Source organism: Streptomyces sp. NPDC031121, assembly GCF_055570615.1.
This window is the reverse complement of sequence record NZ_JBVIGV010000017.1, coordinates 121,153-138,414: the sequence shown is the minus strand read 5'-3', so window position 1 is coordinate 138,414 and position 17,262 is coordinate 121,153. Positions and strand designations below refer to the sequence as shown.

17 protein-coding genes are annotated in these 17,262 nt (G+C 75.1%); 8 read left to right on the top strand and 9 right to left on the bottom strand.

What is annotated here, in order from left to right; translation table 11 throughout:
* The first annotated feature begins 87 nt into the window (after window positions 1-87).
* Window positions 88-1,362 (top strand): VWA domain-containing protein, encoded by a 1,275-nt coding sequence (locus ACZ462_RS28255; RefSeq protein ID WP_467805327.1) that lies wholly within the window; start codon window positions 88-90, stop codon window positions 1,360-1,362.
* Complete coding sequence (locus ACZ462_RS28250; protein ID WP_467805326.1) at window positions 1,362-2,201, top strand: hypothetical protein; 840 nt, start codon at window positions 1,362-1,364, stop codon at window positions 2,199-2,201. Before ACZ462_RS28255 ends, ACZ462_RS28250 begins: the two co-directional genes overlap by 1 nt.
* Window positions 2,202-2,240: 39 nt before the next feature.
* On the opposite strand, the gene ACZ462_RS28245 is transcribed toward ACZ462_RS28250, so the two are convergent.
* From ACZ462_RS28245 to ACZ462_RS28220, 6 genes are read right to left on the bottom strand one after another with little or no spacing between them, the layout of a single operon-like run.
* Window positions 2,241-2,900, bottom strand: coding sequence for a DUF2278 family protein (locus tag ACZ462_RS28245; protein WP_467805325.1), 660 nt, complete (start codon window positions 2,898-2,900; stop codon window positions 2,241-2,243).
* 36 nt (window positions 2,901-2,936) lie between these two features.
* A complete protein-coding gene (locus ACZ462_RS28240) occupies window positions 2,937-3,599 on the bottom strand; it encodes an ABC transporter ATP-binding protein (RefSeq protein ID WP_467805323.1) in 663 nt (220 codons plus the stop codon).
* Window positions 3,592-4,509, bottom strand: coding sequence for an ABC transporter ATP-binding protein (locus ACZ462_RS28235; RefSeq protein WP_467805370.1), 918 nt, complete (start codon window positions 4,507-4,509; stop codon window positions 3,592-3,594). The genes ACZ462_RS28240 and ACZ462_RS28235 overlap by 8 nt, the downstream gene beginning before the upstream one ends.
* Before the next feature lie 50 nt (window positions 4,510-4,559).
* On the bottom strand, window positions 4,560-5,453 hold the full coding sequence (locus tag ACZ462_RS28230) for an ABC transporter permease (protein ID WP_467805322.1): 894 nt from the start codon (window positions 5,451-5,453) through the stop codon (window positions 4,560-4,562).
* Window positions 5,446-6,411, bottom strand: a complete 966-nt coding sequence (locus ACZ462_RS28225; protein ID WP_467805321.1) for an ABC transporter permease — start codon at window positions 6,409-6,411, stop codon at window positions 5,446-5,448. The genes ACZ462_RS28230 and ACZ462_RS28225 overlap by 8 nt, the downstream gene beginning before the upstream one ends.
* A 32-nt stretch (window positions 6,412-6,443) precedes the next feature.
* Window positions 6,444-8,042 (bottom strand): ABC transporter substrate-binding protein, encoded by a 1,599-nt coding sequence (locus ACZ462_RS28220; protein ID WP_467805319.1) that lies wholly within the window; start codon window positions 8,040-8,042, stop codon window positions 6,444-6,446.
* Window positions 8,043-8,256: 214 nt separating this feature from the next.
* On the opposite strand from ACZ462_RS28220, the gene ACZ462_RS28215 reads away from it, so the two are divergent.
* Window positions 8,257-9,216 (top strand): fibronectin type III domain-containing protein, encoded by a 960-nt coding sequence (locus ACZ462_RS28215; protein ID WP_467805318.1) that lies wholly within the window; start codon window positions 8,257-8,259, stop codon window positions 9,214-9,216.
* An 83-nt stretch (window positions 9,217-9,299) separates the two neighbouring features.
* A complete protein-coding gene (locus ACZ462_RS28210) occupies window positions 9,300-11,402 on the top strand; it encodes an ATP-binding protein (protein WP_467805317.1) in 2,103 nt (700 codons plus the stop codon).
* A gap of 179 nt (window positions 11,403-11,581) precedes the next feature.
* On the opposite strand, the gene ACZ462_RS28205 is transcribed toward ACZ462_RS28210, so the two are convergent.
* Window positions 11,582-11,767: a DUF5999 family protein gene (locus tag ACZ462_RS28205; RefSeq protein WP_467805316.1), complete on the bottom strand. Its 186-nt coding sequence runs from the start codon at window positions 11,765-11,767 to the stop codon at window positions 11,582-11,584.
* A gap of 154 nt (window positions 11,768-11,921) precedes the next feature.
* Between ACZ462_RS28205 and ACZ462_RS28200 the strand changes: the two genes are divergently transcribed.
* Together ACZ462_RS28200 and ACZ462_RS28195 are read left to right on the top strand one after the other, a co-directional pair.
* Window positions 11,922-12,359 carry an SRPBCC family protein gene (locus tag ACZ462_RS28200; protein ID WP_467805315.1) on the top strand — a complete coding sequence of 146 codons (438 nt, stop codon included), beginning with the start codon at window positions 11,922-11,924 and terminating at the stop codon, window positions 12,357-12,359.
* A gap of 66 nt (window positions 12,360-12,425) precedes the next feature.
* Entirely contained in the window at window positions 12,426-13,220 is a 795-nt protein-coding gene (locus tag ACZ462_RS28195) for an LppU/SCO3897 family protein (RefSeq protein ID WP_467805314.1), read from the top strand.
* On the opposite strand, the gene ACZ462_RS28190 is transcribed toward ACZ462_RS28195, so the two are convergent.
* Window positions 13,217-14,443, bottom strand: coding sequence for an acyl-CoA dehydrogenase family protein (locus tag ACZ462_RS28190; protein WP_467805312.1), 1,227 nt, complete (start codon window positions 14,441-14,443; stop codon window positions 13,217-13,219). The two genes, ACZ462_RS28195 and ACZ462_RS28190, sit on opposite strands and share 4 nt — an antisense overlap.
* Before the next feature lie 191 nt (window positions 14,444-14,634).
* On the opposite strand from ACZ462_RS28190, the gene ACZ462_RS28185 reads away from it, so the two are divergent.
* Window positions 14,635-15,279 (top strand): TetR/AcrR family transcriptional regulator, encoded by a 645-nt coding sequence (locus ACZ462_RS28185; RefSeq protein ID WP_467805310.1) that lies wholly within the window; start codon window positions 14,635-14,637, stop codon window positions 15,277-15,279.
* A gap of 45 nt (window positions 15,280-15,324) precedes the next feature.
* Here the strand turns inward: ACZ462_RS28185 and def are convergent, their stop codons facing one another.
* Window positions 15,325-15,888 carry a peptide deformylase gene (def, locus tag ACZ462_RS28180; protein ID WP_467805309.1) on the bottom strand — a complete coding sequence of 188 codons (564 nt, stop codon included), beginning with the start codon at window positions 15,886-15,888 and terminating at the stop codon, window positions 15,325-15,327.
* Window positions 15,889-16,011: 123 nt separating this feature from the next.
* Between def and ACZ462_RS28175 the strand changes: the two genes are divergently transcribed.
* Window positions 16,012-17,250, top strand: a complete 1,239-nt coding sequence (locus ACZ462_RS28175) for a MurT ligase domain-containing protein (protein ID WP_467805308.1) — start codon at window positions 16,012-16,014, stop codon at window positions 17,248-17,250.
* Window positions 17,251-17,262: the final 12 nt, after the last annotated feature.

Genomic DNA, 17,262 nt, shown 5'->3' with positions numbered 1-17,262 from the left:
AAGGATAGTGGCGCCGTGTGCGGCTCGCAGGCCGCGGGCCGCCGGCAGGGGTTTGGATTGCCGCACGATCCTCAATACGATCCGGCGATGATCACAAGAAAATGGGCGGCGGCCGGGGCATGCGGCCTGCTGGCCGTGCTCGCGGCCGGGCTGTTCCCGGCGAGCGCGGCGGCGGGCGAACCGGCGGCGAAGGAGTCCCCCAAGGTCGAGCTGGTGCTCGACGTCAGCGGCTCGATGCGGGCGGCGGACATCGACGGCAAGTCCCGCATGGCGGCCGCCAAGCAGGCGTTCAACGAGGTGCTCGACGCCACCCCGGACGAGGTGCGGCTCGGGATACGCACGCTGGGCGCCGACTACCCCGGGGACGACCGCCAGCTGGGCTGCAAGGACACCAAGCAGCTCTACCCGGTCGGCAAGCTCGACCGGACCGAGGCGAAGGCGGCGGTGGCGACCCTGGCGCCCACCGGCTGGACCCCGATCGGGCCCGCCCTCCTCGGCGCGGCGGAGGACCTCAAGGGCGGCAACGCCACCCGCCGGATCGTGCTGATCACGGACGGCGAGGACACCTGCGCCCCCCTCGACCCGTGCGAGGTCGCGCGCGACATCGCCGCCCAGGGCATCCACCTGGTCATCGACACCCTCGGCCTGGTGCCCGACGCCAAGACGCGGGAGCAGCTGGTCTGCATCGCCGAGGCGACCGGCGGCACGTACACCTCCGTCCAGCACACGGCCGAGCTGTCGGGCCGCGTCAAGCAGCTGGTGGACCGCGCCGCGACGCCCGTCGCCACCCCGGTGGCGACCCAGGGCGCGAAGCAGTGCCAGGGCGCGCCGAAGCTCGGCGCGGGCCTCTACACCGACCGCGAGTCGTTCGGCGAGCACCGCTGGTACCAGGTGGACGTCCTGCCCGGCCAGGAGCTGCGCGCCTCGGTGAGCATCGCCGCGGACCGGGCGGTCGACAACGACTACGGGGTCCTGCTGCGCGCGGTGACCGTGCACGGGCGGGAGATCGTCCGCGGCTCGGAGGCCGGCGACGGCCGCACCGACGCCATCTCGACAGGTCTGCGCTATCCCAAGGGCGAGGTGGACGGAGCGGACGGCGACGGCAAGCCGGCCGCGGAGACCGTGTGCCTCCAGGTATCCAACTCCTTCTCGGCGCCCGCCTCCGTCAAGACCACCCCGGGCATGCCGGTGGAGCTGGTGATCGACCTGGTGGACGGCCCCGACGGCGCGTCCGACGCCGCCTCGTTCGGCCTCGGCCGCGGCTGGTGGCTGCTCGGCGTGCTGGCGCTCGCGGGCCTCGCCGCCGGCCTGGTGTGGGGCTGGATCTCCCGCTGGCGTGTCTCGGTCTGGAGGGCCAACTGATGCGTACCGTACGGATGCTGACAGCCGTGGCACTGGCCGCGGGCGGCCTCCTCGCGGGGGCCGGCGCGGCCGCCGCCGCCTCCCCTTCCGCGAGCGCGAGTCCGGGCGGCGGTGACACGGCCGGACCGACCGAGGCCGGTACGGCGTTCCGCACGGCCACGCCGGTCAAGCCCGGACAGCGGGCCACGGCCGAGGCGTCGACCGGCGACTACCTGTACTGGGTGCTGCCGCTGGACTCGGGGCAGCGCGCCACGGTCAAGGCGTCGGTGAAGCTGCCGCCCGCGGCCTCCCGGCACGCCGCCTCGACCTGGCGGATCGACGTCTACGACGGGCTGCGCCGCCGCCAGGCCTGCACGTACGGCGCCCAGAGCGCGGCCGCCGCCAAGGACGCCGCCTCGGTGGAGCTGTCCTGCACGCTGCGCACGGTGCGCCCCGGCGCGGAGCCGTGGGCCGACGACCCGCTGCCCGGCAGCTACTACGTGCGCCTGACGGCGGCGGAGCTGGCGAAGGAGGACCTCGGCCAGCCGGTGCGCGTGGAGGTCTCCGCCGAGACCCGCGAGACCGGCGGCGCCTTCGCGGTGGACGGGGCGCTGGCCCAGCCGCTCGTGCCCGGCATCACGGCCCGGCTCGCCGCCGAGGCCGGAAGCGGCGGGGCGGGCTCCGCCGAGGACCGGCCGGCCGCGGTCGGCGAGCCGGACGGCGGCTGGTCGGGCGGCCGCTGGTCCGACCGCTGGGTGTGGACGGCCGCGGGCGGCGTGCTCGCCGCGCTGGCGGGCGTGTTCGGGTACTCCCTCACGCGCGGCCGGGGCCGCCCGCCGCACGTGCCGCCGCGCGGCTGACCCCTGCACCCGCCGCAGCACCCGACGCCGGCGGACGCCCTACAAGGGGTGCCCGCCGGCGTCGGTGGTGTCGGCCTGGGTGGTGAACTTGGACAGGAACACGTCGTAGAGGCCGTCGGGGCGGCGGGTCATGGTGGCGCCGTCCTGCCAGGTGCCGTTCTCGTCCCACCACTGGCTGCCGGCCGGATCGCCCTGGTTCTGGTGGATGTTGTGCATGCCGAGCCCCTCGTCGAAGGGCTCGCCGAAGACGAGGACCGGCCGGCCGGGGACGAGGATGGGCTCCAGCGCCGCCGACGCCTCCAGGTGGCTGCCCGCGGTCCACGGGCGGGGCGGGTCGATCCGGTCGAGGATCCGCTGCACCCAGCCCGGGGGGCGGCGTACGAAGAGGCACCCGGTGCGCTCGGCCAGGGCGGGGTGGCGCTGGTAGTCGATCGCGCCGGATCCGGAGGTGCGCGCCAGGTCGTGGTAGCCGGGGGACGGCGCGTCCACGGGCTCCAGGACCGAGGGGTGCAGGGTGAACACCTTCCACTGGACGCCGACCGCGGACTTCTTGCTGTCCACGTCGACGGCGCACGCGTAGCGGCCTTCCGGGGTGTCCACCTCCAGGTGCACGTGGTACCAGCGGCCCTGCGCGTCGGGCCGGTCGCGGAAGTGGCGGTGCAGGGTGCCGGACAGCACTCCGTAGTTCTCCAGGGGCATGCGGCCAGTGAACCACCAGCGGACCGGCGTCCGCGGTCAGGTCGGCCCGGTGATGTCCTTCCAGTGGGCGGTGCGCTCGCACCAGCGCTCCAGGAGGACCGGGTCGTGCCCGACGGCGAGCAGCCCGGCGCCGGTGTCGGCCCGGTACTCCTCGACGACGCCGACGAGGGCCGCGGTCGTGGAGGCGTCGAGCATGGCGGTCATCTCGTCGCAGACCAGCCAGCGGGGCCGCAGCACCAGGGCGCGGGCCAGGCAGGCGCGCTGGAGCTGGCCGTCGCTGACCTCGTGGGGGCGTCGGTCGAGCAGGTCCGCTCCGAGGCCGACCCGCTCCGCCAGCCGGGCGACGGCGTCGGCCGCCTCGGCGCGCCGTCCGGTGGCGCGCAGGGGTTCGGCGATGAGGTCGCGCAGCCGCAGCCGGGGGTCGGCCGCGAGTCGGGGCTGCTGGAAGACGAGGCCGACGGCCGTGCGCAGGGAGCGGGGGGCCCGGTGGCGGAAGCCGGTCGCGGTGCGCCCGTCGATGGTGACGGTGCCGCGGTCGGGGCGGTGCAGGAGGGCGGCGACCCGGGCGAGGGTGGACTTGCCGCAGCCGCTCGGGCCGAGGAGTCCGAGGGACTCGCCGGGGCGCAGGGTGAGGCGGGCGCCTTCGACGACCGGCCGGCGCCGCTCGTACCCGGCGGTGATGTCGCGGAGGTCAAGCATGGTGGCAGGCCACCCCGGAGACGGTTGCGGGGAGTTCGGTACGGCACCGGGCGTCGGCGTCCGGGCAGCGGGCGGCGAAGGCGCACCCGGGCGGGAGGGCGCCGAGTTCGGGCGGGGCGCCGGGGATGGGGGTGAAGGCGCGCTCGGGCAGGGCGTCGAGGAGGCCGCGGGCGTAGGGGTGGCGGGGGCCGGGCGCGGCGAAGAACGCGTCCGCGGGGGAGGTCTCGACGATGCGGCCGGCGTACATGACGGCGACGGTGTCGGCGATGCGGTGGGCGGCGGCCAGGTCGTGGGTGATCAGCAGCAGGGCGCGGCCGGCGTCGCGGGTGCGGGCGCGCAGTTCGTCGACGGTGCGGTGGACGAGGTCGCGGTCGAGGCCGGTGGTCGGCTCGTCGGCGAGCAGCAGGGGGGCGTCGCCGATGAGGGCGAGGGCGGTCGCGGCGCGCTGGGCGAGGCCGCCGGAGAGTTCGTGCGGGTGGCGGTCGAGGTGGCTCGCGGGGAACGCCGCCCGTGCGGCGGCCCGTTCCGCGGCGGCGCGTACGGCCTCGCGGGCGGCGCGGCGGCCTCGTGCGGGGGCGGCCGGGCGGGCGAGTTCGCGGACGGCCTCCTCCAGGTGGGAGCGGATCGTGCGGACCGGTGTGAGGTGGGCGGCGGGGCTCTGCGGGACCAGGCCGATGCGGCGGCCTCGGACGGTGCGGGCGAGGACCGGCTCTCCGGCGGTGAGCAGGTCGAGTCCGTCGGGCAGCAGGGCGGAGCCGGCGGTTTCGGCGTTGGCCGGCAGCAGGCCGAGGAGGGCGGAGGCGAGGACGGACTTGCCGCAGCCGCTCTCCCCGACCAGGGCCAGGCAGCTGCCGGGGGCGAGCCGGAAGGAGGCGTCGGAGACGGCGGCCGTGTACCGGCCGCCGGGCATGCGGAAGCGCACGCTCAGTCCGCGTACGTCGAGGGCGGGGGCGGTGTCGGTCACAGCGTCGGCTCCGAGCCGCGGCGTGGGTCGAGGCGGTCGCGCCAGGCGGCGGCGAGCCCCGCGGCCGCGAGGGTGGGCAGGATCAGGAAGAGGCCGGGGAAGAGGGTGGGCCACCAGTCCCCGGCGAGGAGCGGGCCCCGCCCGGCCTGGACGAGGCCGCCCAGGCTGGCCTGGTGGGCGGGCAGGCCGAGGCCCAGGAAGGACAGCGCGGACTCGTGCCACACCGCGTGCGGCACCATCAGGACGGCGGCCAGTCCGGCCTGCGGGAGCACCCCGGGCACCAGGTGGCGTACGGCGACCCGCCACCGGGAGGCGCCTCCGGAGACGGCCGCGTCCACGAAGGGCCGGGACTTCAGGGAGAGCACCTCGGCGCGCACGATGCGGGCGGTGGAGAGCCAGTGGGTGAGGGCGACGGAGACGACGACGGGCCAGACTCCGGGCCGGAACAGCGCCACGGCGAAGATGCCGAGCAGCAGGGGCGGGACGGAGGCGAAGCCGTCCACGACGCGCATGGTGAGCCGGTCGGTCCACCCGCCGAGTGCGGCGGCGGCCGCTCCGACGGCGGTGCCGACGAGTGTGGCGGCGAGCGCGGCTGCGACGCCGGTGAGCAGGGAGACCCGCAGGCCGTAGACGCAGCGCAGCAGCAGGTCGCGGCCGAGGTCGTCGGTGCCGAAGGGGTGGGCGGTGGAGGGCGGTAGGAGGCGGGCGGAGAGGTCGACGGCCTGCTGGTCGAGCCGGACCAGCGGCGGGACGAGCAGCACGGCGAGGACGGCCGCGGCAGCGACGGCGGCGCAGGCCCACAGCCGCAGGCCGGGGGCCCGCCGCACGGGGCGCCGGCCTCGGCGGCCTCCGGCGGGGCGCCATGCGGGGGCGGTGTGCGCCTCAGCCATCGAAGCCCACCCGCGGGTCGGCGAGTCCCTGGAGGAGGTCGGCGAGGAGGTTCCCGGCGAGGACGGCGGCCGTGCCGAGGACGGTGAGCGCGGCGAGCAGGGGGAAGTCGACGGAGGTCGCCGCCTGGACGGTGGCGGCGGCGATGCCGGGCCAGCTGAAGACGGTCTCGACCAGCAGCGCGCCGGTGATCAGCTCGGGTACGCGGGAGCCGATCAGGGTGAGGACCGGCAGCAGTCCGGAGCGCAGGGCGTGGCCGAGCAGCACCCGCCGCTCGCGCAGCCCGCGGGCGCGGGCGCCGCGGACGGGGTCCTCGGCGAGGGCGTCGCGGACGCCCTGGCGGACGTACAGGTAGAACCAGGGCAGTTGGGAGAGGGCGAGCACGAGCGCGGGGAGGACGAGGTGCCGGGCGACCTGGCCGGGGGTGGCGGTGTCGCTGCCGGGGTCCGTCAGGCCGCCGGAGGGCAGCACGCCCCACTGGACGGAGAAGAGCCACACGGCGAGCAGCCCGAGCCAGAACGCGGGGGCGGCCTGGAGGGTGTGGGCGAGGGCGGTGGCGGCCCGGTCGAGGAGGCCGCCGCGGCGGCGGGCGGCGAGGACGCCGAGGGCGGTGCCGCCCAGCAGGGCGGCGGCGAAGGCGGTGGCGGCGAGCAGCGCGGACCAGCCGACGCGCTCGGCGATGGCGTCGGCGACGGGCTGCCGCAGGGATGCGGAGGTGCCGAGGTCGCCGCCGAGCGCCGAGGTGAGCCAGTCCCACCAGCGTTCGACGAGCGGGCGGTCGGCGCCGAGGTTGGCGCGCAGGCGGTCGAGTTCGGCCTGCGGGGCGGTGAGGCTGGCGGTGCCGGCGTACGCCTTCACGGGGTCGAGGGGTGACAGGTCGGCGGCGGCGAAGACGCCGAAGGTGACGGCGAGCAGTACGGGGCCGGCGAGCAGGGCCCGCCGGCCCGCCATGCGCGCCATCGGCCTCCACGGGGTGCGGCCGGGGCGGGCGGTCACTTCTGCTTCGGCTTCCAGTCCTCGACGTTCCACCAGGGGCCGGCGCCGAGGCCGTGGTCGTGCGGTTCGACCTGGGTGGTGAGGCCCTCCCACCTGTCGGCGACGACGTAGAGGTGGTCGATGTGGGTGAGGAAGACGTAGCCGGGGTCCTGGGCCAGTTCGCGCTGGACGGTGTCGTAGGCGGCCTTGCGCACGGCGGGGTCGGCGCTGCGGCGGGCCTCCTCCAGGGCGCGGTCGACGGTCTTGTTGTCGTACCGCGCCATGTTGTTGAAGCCGTCCCCGCCGAGCGAGGAGGTGAGCAGGAGGTACTGGTCGAAGTCGGGGTCGGCCGGGGAGCCGCCGCCGGCGAGGACGGCGTCGGTCTTCATCCGCGGCTCGATGGCCTCCCACGTGCCGGCCTCGGTCCTGACCTCGATGCCGGCCTTCTTGGCGTCGGAGGCGAAGGCGAGGGCGTGGTCCTGGCGGGTCTTGTCGCCGGAGAGGTACCAGAGCGGGAAGGAGGCGCGGACGCCGTCCTTGGTGCGGATGCCGTCGCCGCCGGGCTTCCAGCCGGCGTCGTCGAGGATCTTCTTCGCCTTGTCGGGGTCGTGGGGGCGCTCGGTGCCGGCGGCGAACCACGGGCTGCCGGTGGGGACGGGCCCGTAGGCGGGCTTGCCGGCGCCCTCCAGCAGCCGGTCGACCATGGCCCTGCGGTCGACGGCGGCGTCGAGGGCGCGGCGGACGGCCGGGTCGCCGGTGACCGGGTTGTGGGTGGGGAGGGTGACGTTGCGGTAGTCGAAGGACTTGGCGGCGAGGGTGGTGCGGGCCTTGTCCCCGGCGAAGCCCTTGGCGAGGTTCGGGGGGAGGACGGCGGCGTCGAGGTCGCCGGAGCGCAGGCGGGTGGCGCGGACGTCGTCGTCCTTGACGACGGCCATGGTGAACTTCTTCACGGCGGGCTCGCCGCCCCAGTACGAGGGGTTGGCCCGGAAGGTGAGCTTCTCGCCCCTGGACCAGCCGGTGAGGACGTACGGGCCGGTGCCGACCGGCCGGGTGGAGAAGTCCCCGGCGTTGACGTCCTGCCGGCCGGCTATGTGCTCGGGGGCAATGGGGAGGACGGTGCGCTCGGCGAAGGGGGCGTAGGGGTACTTCAGGGTGAAGACGACGGTGTCGTCGCCCTGCTGCTCCACCGCGGCGATGGCGTCGAGCTCGGCCTTGGAGGCGTTGTTCGTCCGGGCGTCGAGGATGGTGCGGTACGTGAAGACGACGTCCTTGGCGGAGAAGGGCGCGCCGTCGCTGAAGGTCACGCCGCGGCGCAGCCGGTACGTGTAGGTGAGCCCGTCGGCGGACACCTCCGGGAGGAACTCGGCGAGCGCGGGCCGGAGCTTCATGTCCGCGTCGTGGGTGAGGAGTCCGTCGAAGACCTTGGAGTTGCCGTCCTTGCCGTAGCCGAGGAGGGGGCTGAGGGTCTCCGGCTCGTTGGCGATGCCGACGACGACCGAGTCGGCCGCCCCGGACGCCGCGGCGGTTCCGGCGGGGTTGGAGCAGGCCGCCGCGCCTGCGATGAGTGCGGCGGCGAGCGCCGCGGCGGCCGCTCCCCGTGCTGTCCGGGCCGTCATGCTGTGCACTTCCCTGTGTTGCCGACTGACCAGCAGTTTGTGATCGACTGCTGTTGCAAAGAGATCGCAATAATGCCAGAGGCGCGCAGAAGAAGACGAACCGGGCACAACGGGGCTGCTCCGGAGGCCGGGGCCGCCCGGGTCTTGCCCGGCCGCCCGCCCGCGTGCCATATATGTCTAGACCTTTACGAGGAACGGCCGCCGAGGAGGGCCCGTGCCCCGCACCGCCCCCCTGCTCCGCCTCGGCCTGGCCGCCGCCGCCCTCGCCGCCGCGCTCGCCGGGTGCACGGGCGGCGACACGACCGCCCCCGCGGCGCCCGCCGGCCTCACCGCACAGGCCGGCAGCGCCACCTCCGTCCACGTGATGTGGAACGCCCCGGCCGCCGCCGACGGGGTGACGAACTACCAGGTCTTCCAGGACGGGAGGCTGGTCCGCGACCTCCCGGCCGAGAAGACGATGACGGACATCACCGGCCTGGCCCCGCAGACCTCCTACACCTTCACCGTCCGCGCCCGCGACGCCGCCGGGAACACCTCCGCCCCGAGCGCCCCGGCCCGGACCGCCACCCCCGCCGCCGCGGCCGAGGACCGCCGGCCGCCCACCGCGCCCGCCCGCACCGCCGCCCGCGCCGACGGCCCCCGTACGGTCACCCTCACCTGGTCCGCCGCCGACGACGACAACGGCGTCACCGCCTACGACGTCTACCAGTCCGGCATCCGCATCCACACGGCCGGCCCCGCCGAGACCTCCACCACCCTGGCGGACCTCCGGCCGGACACCGCCTACACCTTCACCGTCCGGGCCCGCGACGGCGCGGACAACTCCTCCCCCGACGGCCCGCCCGCCGCGGTGACCACCCCGCCCTCGGCGGAGCAGGGCCCGGCGACCGCGCCCGCCGGCTTCACCGCGACGCCCTCCCCCGGCGCCGTCGACCTCGCCTGGACCGCCCCCGGCACCGGCCGGCCCGTCGAGGCGTACGAACTCCACGTCAACGGCAGGCCCGTCACCGTCATCCAATTCGGTGCGGGTGCGGTGCCGGCCGGACAGGCGCGGCACCGCCTCACCGTCACCGAGCCGCCGGGCACCGTGTGGGAACTGCGGCTGCGCGCCCGGCTGCCCGACGGCACCTGGGGCGCCTTCTCCGAGCGGCAGCGCGTCGAACTGGCGGGATGAACGGGCCGGGAGGACACGGGCGAGGTGACAGCGATCCGGGCGTAACGGCACGTCGGATCGCGAAGATCACGCACAATACTCCCGTGTTCGGAGAGTACTCGTTCAACAACAGACCGGCGGATTCCGCGGACGGCGACCCCGGTCCCGCAGCCTCCGCACCACCGGGCAACCTCCCGCCGGAACCCGCCGGCTTCATCGGCCGGGAGGAGGAACTCACCGCGTTACACCTCCTGTTGCACACCCGCCGACTGGTCACCCTCACCGGTGTCGGCGGGGTCGGCAAGTCCCGGCTCGCCCTGTGCGCCGTCTCCGACCCCGAGCAGGCCCGCCCCGACGGCGTCTGGTGGGTGGACCTCTCGCCGCTGCGCGACCCGGCGCTGCTCACCATGACCGTCGCGCACGCCGTGGGGCTCGCCGACCACTCCGCACGCCCCCTGGACGAGGAGCTGTGCGCGTGGATGGCCGACAAGGAGCTGCTCCTGGTCCTCGACACCTGCGAGCACATGGTGGCCGACTGCCGCCACCTGGTCGGCGAACTCCTGCAGTCCGCACCGGCGCTGACCGTCCTCGTCACCTCCCGCGAACCGCTGGGCAGCCCCTGCGAGAAACTCGTCGAGCTGTCCCCGCTGCCCTGCGAGGGCCCCGACAGCGAGGCCCTCGCCCTCTTCCGCAGCCGCGCCCTGACCGCCTCCCCGCGCACGGCCGCCGCCTTCGACGACCCCGCCCGGGCGGCACTCGCCGCCGAGGTGTGCCGCCGCCTCGACGGCATCCCACTCGCCCTGGAACTCGCCGGGGCCCGCCTGCGGACGTGGACCCTGGAGCGGATGGCCCAGCGCCTCGGCGACCGCTTCGAGGTGCTGGCCGACTCCGGCGGCCGGCCCGGACGGCCGCCCCGCCACCGCACCCTGCGGACCGCGATCGGGTGGAGCCACGAGCTGTGCGAGCCGCTGGAGCGGCTGCTGTGGGCCCGGCTGTCCGTCTTCACCGGCGACTTCGACGTGGCCGCCGCGCGCGCCGTCTGCTCGGGCGGCCCGCTGTCCGCGGCCCGCGTCGAGCGGGTGCTCTCCGGGCTCGTCGCCAAGTCCGTGGTGCGGCGGATGCAGGAGCGGGGCGCCGGGGCCCGCTACCGGATGCTCGACTCCATCCGCGAGTACGGCCACGACTGGCTGGGCGAGCTCGGCGAGGTGCGGGCGGTTGCCGACCGGCACGCCCACTGGTACGCCGCGCTCTCCCGGGCGGCCGACCGCGCCTGGATCGGACCGCGGCAGGTCGACTGGTACCGCAGGATGACCGCCGAGCACCCCCAGCTGCGGACGGCGCTGGAGCACCTGCTCCGCACCGACCCGGCGGCGGCCCTGGAGATGGCGGGGGCGCTGTGGTTCTTCTGGTTCTCCTGCGGGCACGTCCACGAGGGCCGCGGCTTCCTGGAGCGGGCCCTGGAGCAGGCCCCGGACGCGGGCGCGGACCGGGCGCAGGCGGTGTGGGCGCTCGGGCTGACCGCCCTGCTCCAGGGCGACATGGACACGGCGCGGCGGCTGGGCGAGGAGTGCACCCGCCTGGCGGACGGGTCGCAGGAGCCGGAGCGGGCGCTGCGGGCCGCCCACCTGTACGCGGCGTCGGTGATGATGCCCGGGGACGCGCCGCGGGCCCTGGAGGTGGCCGGGCCGCGGGCGCGGGCCGGGCACGGGGGGCCGGAGGACGGGCCGGGCCGGCTGCTGTGCCGGCTGGTCACCGGCTACGCCCTGTGCGATCTGCGGCGGTACGAGGAGGCGGCCGAGGAGGCGCGCGGCCTGCGCGAGGCGTGCGCCGACCTCGACGAGCGCTGGCTGCGGGCGTACGCGGACTACGTCCTCGCGGTCGCGGCGTTCGGGCTCGGCCACCCGGAGGAGGCCGCCCGGCACGTGCGGGCCATGCTGTCGGGGAAGCGGCTGCTGGGCGACCGCATCGGGATCGCGCTGGGCCTGGACCTGCTCGCGGCGGCGGTGGCGGCGCTCGGCGACGGCGAACTCGCGGCCCGGCTGCTCGGCGCGGGACACGCCTGGTGGCGGACGGTGGGGCGGCCCCAGATGGGCTCGCCCTCGCTGACGGCGCTGCGCGAGCAGGGCGAGCGGCAGGCGCGGGCGGCGATCGGCGACGCGGCCTACGAGAGCGCCTTCCTGGGCGGCGCGGCGGCTCCCACCGGCTGACCGGCAGCCGGCGGGAGCCGGAGGGACTGCTGCGGACGTGCTGCGGCGGACGTGCTGCGGCGGCGGGCTCCCGTCAGTACGGGAGCGGTCTTCCCGACGGCGTGCGCAGGTCAAGGTCTCGGGGGGCGGGCTTCGGGACGGGCTTGCGGATCAGCTGTTGGCGCATGCGGCCTCCTCGCTCAGACCAGGACCGGGCGGCGGGGTCCCACCACACGGCCGTCGGGGAGCAGTTCGCCGGTGTCGTCGAAGACCAGGAGGCCGTTGCACAGCAGGCTCCAGCCCTGTTCGGGGTGGGAGGCCACCACGCGGGCGGCATCGTGGTCTGCGCTGTCGGCGGACGGGCAGGGGGGCTGGTGGGAGCACATGGCGCACCTCCTCGCTGTGTGGCGCGGGAGGCCGGCGGTCACCCGGTCGGTTCCGCGATCCACGGTGGCCGTGAGTATTGCCGATGGCCACCCCCGGACGGAACCCGTTTCGGGCGTCCGGTTCAGGGCGTGTATGCCCGGTTACCATGCGCTCATGCCCGGTATCCGGATCGTTCACCGTACGGGTCTGCCGGCCGGCGAGGCCTGGCGGCGGCTCACCGACTGGGAGCGGCACGGCGCGCACGTGCCGCTGACCCGGACGACCGTCGAGACGCCGCCGCCGACAGGGGTCGGGACCCGCTTCACCGCGCGGACGGGTGTGGGCCGGATCACGTTCGACGATCCGATGGAAGTCGAGCGGTGGCGGCCCCCGTCGGGCGGGCGGGCCGGGGTGGTCCGGCTGGTGAAGCGCGGGCGGGTGGTGCTCGGCTGGGCGGAGATCGAGGTGCGCACGCTGGAGGGCGGCGGGTCCGAGGTCCTGTGGGTCGAGGAGCTGCGGGTACGGGGGCTCGGGCGGCCGTTCGACCCGCTGGTCGCGGCGGCCGGACGGCTGCTGTTCGGGCGCACCCTCGTACGTTTGCTGCGTACCTGACATTCCGGGCTAGGGTTTCGTGATCACCGCTTCCGGCGACCGCCGCAGCACCGAGGAGGAACCCCCGTGGCCACACCGCCCCCGCAGCACGGCGCAGGCCCGTACGCGCAGCACGGGCCGGCGTACGGGCCGCCGCCGTACGGCCCTTACGTCCCGCAGCAGGGGCCGGGCGCGTACCCGCCGGTGCCCGGGCCGCCCCCGGTGGCGCCGCAGGGCCCGTACGGGATGCCGGTCGGCCCGGCGGGGGTTCCCGACTGCCGGATGTGCGGCTCGGTGCCCGCGGCCCGCGGGACGGTACGCGGACACCAGGGCATGGTCGTGCTGATGCGCTTCCTGCGGACGGAGGGGCCGCTGTGCCGCGACTGCGGGCTGGCCACGTACCGCAGGATGCAGTCGGACACCCTGTGGCAGGGCTGGTGGGGCCCCCTGTCGCTGTTCATCACCCCGCTGACCCTGCTGATGAACCTGGGCCCCCGGGCGGCCTATTACCGGCTCCCGCCCCCGGCGAACGGCATCCTGCGGCCGCTGGACCCGGGGAAGCCCCTGTGGCGCCGTCCGCCGGCCCTGCTTGTGCTCGCCGCGGTCGTGCTGGTGTCGTTCGCCCTGCCGACGCTGATCGTCGTCGGCCTGCTGGCCGGCGGCGACGGGAAGCCTCAGCCGCTGGCCACGGGCCAGTGCGTGCGCAACGTCGGCGACTGGAAGGAGCAGAAGCTCCTGGCCGTGGACTGCTCCTCGCCCGACGCCCAGTACCGGGTCCACGCGGCTCCCTGCGCGGGCGGCGACTACATCGCCGCCCTGGAGTACACCCCGGAGAACGGTTCCCTGCGCTGCCTGCGGCCGCTGGACCGGCCGACCCGCTAGCGGATCGGCATGCCGGAGAGGGTGCGGGCGATGACCAGGCGCTGGATCTCGCTCGTGCCCTCGAAGATGGTGTAGATGGCGGCGTCGCGGTGCATCCGCTCCACCGGGTACTCGCGGGTGTACCCGTTGCCGCCGAGGATCTGCACGGCCTGTGCGGTGACCTTCTTGGCGACCTCGCTCGCGTAGAGCTTCGACATGGAGCCCTCCGCGGAGGTGAACGGCCGCCCGGCGACCGCCATCCAGGAGGCGCGCCAGACCAGCAGGCGGGCCGCGTCGATCTGGGTGCGCATGTCGGCCAGCTGGAAGGCGACGCCCTGGTTGTCGATGATCGGCCGGCCGAACTGGGTGCGGGTCCGCGCGTAGTCGAGGGCGACCTCGTAGGCGGCGCGGGCGGTGCCGACGGCCATGGCGCCGACAGCCGGGCGGGAGGCCTCGAAGGTGGCCATGGCGGCGTTCTTGACGCGCTCGCCGCCGGCTCGGGCGCTTTCGCGGGCCCGGGCGAGCCGCTCGTCGAGCTTCTCCTTGCCGCCGAGCAGGCAGGACCCGGGCACCCGGACGTCCTCCAGGACGACCTCGGCGGTGTGCGAGGCGCGGATGCCGTGCTTCTTGAACTTCTGGCCCTGGGAGAGGCCCGGGGTGCCGGGCGGGACGATGAAGGAGGCGTGGCCCTTGGTGCCGAGGTCGGGGTCGACGACGGCGACGACGATGTGGACGTTGGCGATGCCGCCGTTGGTGGCCCACGTCTTCGTGCCGTTGAGCACCCACTCGTCCTTGGCCTGGTCGTAGACGGCCCGGGTGCGCATGGAGCCGACGTCGGAGCCGGCGTCGGGCTCGGAGGAGCAGAAGGCGGCGACCTTCACGTCCTCCGGGGTGCCGTACATCTGGGGGATCCAGGTGCCGATCTGCTCCTCGGTGCCGTTGGCGAGGACGCCGATGGCGGCCAGGCCGGTGCCGACGATCGACAGGGCGATGCCCGCGTCGCCCCAGAACAGCTCCTCCATGGCCATCGGGACGCCGAGGCCGGTGGGGTCGAAGTACTGCTGGGCGTAGAAGTCGAGGGAGTAGATGCCGACCTTGGCGGCCTCCTGGATGACGGGCCAGGGCGTCTCCTCGCGCTCGTCCCACTCGGCGGCGGCGGGCCGGATGACGTCGGCGGCGAAGCCGTGGATCCAGTCCCGGACCTGCCTCTGGTCCTCGTTGAGCTCCATGGTGAACTCCGCCATGTCCCCTCCAACAGCGCACCCGCCAGTGCGTTACTGGCGGTAACCTCTACGGTGGCCACAGTCTGTTACCGGCGAGTAGTCAGTGTCAAGCGCGACCCGGCCCGCTCCGGGCGGTTCATCTGCCGAGGTGCCCGGGGTGTTACGTTGCGTGGGCGTCACGCACCATCGCAAGGGCGGGGAGAGAACACGTCATGGACACCACGCAGCAGGCCGGCGAACCGGGAGCGGCCGAACGCCGCCGCCGTGAACTGCTCGAAGCGGCCGACCGCGTCGTCCTCAGGGACGGCCCCAAGGCGTCCATGAACGCCATCGCCGCCGAGGCCGGCATCACCAAGCCGATCCTCTACCGGCACTTCGGCGACAAGGCCGGGCTCTACCAGGCCCTGGCGGTACGGCACACCGACGCCCTGCTCAGCTCGCTGCGCGCCGCGCTCGACGCACCCGCCGAGCGCCGCCGCCGGGTGGAGTCCACCCTGCACACCTACCTCGCGGCGATCGAGGCCCGCCCGCAGGTCTACCGCTTCCTGATGCACCCCACCGAGGACTCGCACAGCGCCGAGACCGGATTCGACGTCGGCCGGCACTCCGCCCCGCTGCTGCGCCGGCTCGGCGAGGAGCTGGCCGAGGTGGTCGGCGAGCGCGTCGACCTCGGCCCCGGCGGGGAGCAGCTGGCCCGGATCTGGGGGCACGGGATCGTCGGCATGATGCACGCGGCAGGCGACTGGTGGCTCGGTGAACGCCCGTGCACGCGCGAGGAGTTGGTCACGGGCCTGACCGACCTGCTGTGGGGCCGGCTGGCCACCGCCGGCGACCGCGCCGACGGCCCCGGCTTCTAGTGCTGCGGCCCGGTCACAGCACTGGGACGGCGTCCGGCCCCGGGGTCAGCCCTCCAGGGCGTGCAGCCCGCGGGCGCCCCAGGGCGTCCTGCGGATCGCCCGGCGCAGCCGGCGGCCCCGCATCCCGGTGACCCGCTGCGCGTACACGGTGCCGTCGAGGTGGTCGCACTCGTGCTGGAGGCAGCGGGCGAAGAACCCGGTGCCGGTGATCCGCACCGGGGCGCCGTCCGCGGTGGTCCCCTCGACGACCGCCCGGTCGAAGCGGGGCGTGCCGGCCTCCAGGCCCGGGAGGGAGAGGCAGCCCTCGGGGCCGAGGTACTCGTCGCCGCCGGCCTCCACGAGGCGCGGGTTGACGATGTGGCCCACATGCCGGACGTCCTCGTCGTCAGGGCAGTCGTAGACGAACACCCGCAGCCCCACGCCGATCTGGTTCGCGGCCAGGCCGACGCCCTGGGCGGCGTACATGGTGGCGAACATGTCCTCGACCAGCGCGCCGAGGGCGGGGCCGAAATCGGTCGCCTCCGCGCACGGCGAGTGGAGCACCGGATCGCCCAGGAGGCTCATGGTGCGGACGGTGCCGGAGGTCCCGGGGATGACGCGCTGTCGCATGGCCGTAAGCCTACGACGGGCGAATATATGAGGAGATCCGCGGCGGTCCGGGGGCGCCGCGGTCAGGGCCCCGGCCGGTACTGGATAGGCTGGGGCCGGTCGACGCAAGGAGGACTAGGGACGATGGCAGGCAACACAGAGCCGCTTTCGCCGCGCGCCAAACTGGCCGTGACGGCGGGCAGGGCCGCGGCGGCGGTGTCGCGGGCCGCGGGGCGCGGAAGCGGATCGGTGATCGGCGGCAAGGTCGCACTCAAACTTGACCCCGACCTCCTCGGAGCACTCGCGCAGCACCTCGACGTCGTCCTCGTCTCCGCCACCAACGGCAAGACCACGACGACGCGCCTGATCGCCGAGGCCCTGCGGGCCAGCGGCCCGGTGGTCTCCAACGCCCTCGGCGCGAACATGCCGGCGGGCATCACCTCCGCCCTCGCGGGCGGCTCGGACGCCAAGTACGGCGTCATCGAGGTGGACGAGAAGTACCTGGCCGGGGTCGCCCGGGACGTCACCCCGAAGGCGATCGCGCTGCTGAACCTCTCGCGCGACCAGCTGGACCGCGCCGCCGAGACCCGCATGCTCGCGGAGAAGTGGCGCGAGGGGCTGGCCGGCTCCAAGGCGGTCATCGTCGCCAACTGCGACGACCCGCTGATCGTGTGGTCGGCGTCCTCCTCGCAGAACGTGGTGTGGGTGGCCGCCGGCCAGGAGTGGAAGGACGACGCCTGGTCGTGCCCCTCCTGCGGCGGTGTGATGCAGCGCCCCGGTGACGACTGGTTCTGCGGCGAGTGCGGCTTCCGCCGGCCCGCCCCCAGCTGGGTGCTCTCCGGCGACCACGTCCTCGACCCGCACGGCTCGGCGTGGCCGATCAGCCTCCAGCTGCCGGGTCGCGCCAACAAGGCGAACGCGGCCACCTCGGCCGCCGTCGCCGCCGTCTTCGGCGTGCCGCCGCAGGTCGCGCTGGAGCGGATGTACCAGGTGCAGGCGGTCGCCGGCCGGTACGACGTGGTGCAGTTCCAGGGCCGCGAGCTGCGGCTGCTGCTCGCCAAGAACCCGGCGGGCTGGCTCGAAACGTTTTCGCTGATCGACCAGCCCCCGGCCCCGGTGATCCTCTCGGTCAACGCCCGCGGCGCCGACGGCACGGACACCTCCTGGCTGTGGGACGTGGACTACCCCCGCCTCGCCGGACACCCGATCTTCGTGATCGGCGACCGCCGGCTCGACCTGGCCGTCCGCCTGGAGGTCGCCGGCCTGGACTTCCGGGTCTGCGAGACCCTCGACGAGGCCGTGCAGCTCGCCCCGCCCGGCCAGATCGAGCTCATCGCCAACTACACCGCCTTCCAGGACGTGCGCCGCCGCGTCGGCAACTAGCCACCCGTAGAG

Excerpts from the sequence above, each read along its gene's own strand:
- ACZ462_RS28255 (WP_467805327.1), top strand. The coding sequence starts at position 88 with ATGATCACAAGAAAATGGGCGGCGGCCGGGGCATGCGGCCTGCTGGCC.
- ACZ462_RS28250 (WP_467805326.1), top strand. The coding sequence starts at position 1,362 with ATGCGTACCGTACGGATGCTGACAGCCGTGGCACTGGCCGCGGGCGGC.
- ACZ462_RS28245 (WP_467805325.1), bottom strand. The coding sequence starts at position 2,900 with ATGCCCCTGGAGAACTACGGAGTGCTGTCCGGCACCCTGCACCGCCAC.
- ACZ462_RS28240 (WP_467805323.1), bottom strand. The coding sequence starts at position 3,599 with ATGCTTGACCTCCGCGACATCACCGCCGGGTACGAGCGGCGCCGGCCG.
- ACZ462_RS28235 (WP_467805370.1), bottom strand. The coding sequence starts at position 4,509 with ATGCCCGGCGGCCGGTACACGGCCGCCGTCTCCGACGCCTCCTTCCGG.
- ACZ462_RS28230 (WP_467805322.1), bottom strand. The coding sequence starts at position 5,453 with ATGGCTGAGGCGCACACCGCCCCCGCATGGCGCCCCGCCGGAGGCCGC.
- ACZ462_RS28225 (WP_467805321.1), bottom strand. The coding sequence starts at position 6,411 with ATGGCGCGCATGGCGGGCCGGCGGGCCCTGCTCGCCGGCCCCGTACTG.
- ACZ462_RS28220 (WP_467805319.1), bottom strand. The coding sequence starts at position 8,042 with ATGACGGCCCGGACAGCACGGGGAGCGGCCGCCGCGGCGCTCGCCGCC.
- ACZ462_RS28205 (WP_467805316.1), bottom strand. The coding sequence starts at position 11,767 with ATGTGCTCCCACCAGCCCCCCTGCCCGTCCGCCGACAGCGCAGACCAC.
- ACZ462_RS28200 (WP_467805315.1), top strand. The coding sequence starts at position 11,922 with ATGCCCGGTATCCGGATCGTTCACCGTACGGGTCTGCCGGCCGGCGAG.
- ACZ462_RS28190 (WP_467805312.1), bottom strand. The coding sequence starts at position 14,443 with ATGGCGGAGTTCACCATGGAGCTCAACGAGGACCAGAGGCAGGTCCGG.
- ACZ462_RS28185 (WP_467805310.1), top strand. The coding sequence starts at position 14,635 with ATGGACACCACGCAGCAGGCCGGCGAACCGGGAGCGGCCGAACGCCGC.
- def (WP_467805309.1), bottom strand. The coding sequence starts at position 15,888 with ATGCGACAGCGCGTCATCCCCGGGACCTCCGGCACCGTCCGCACCATG.
- ACZ462_RS28175 (WP_467805308.1), top strand. The coding sequence starts at position 16,012 with ATGGCAGGCAACACAGAGCCGCTTTCGCCGCGCGCCAAACTGGCCGTG.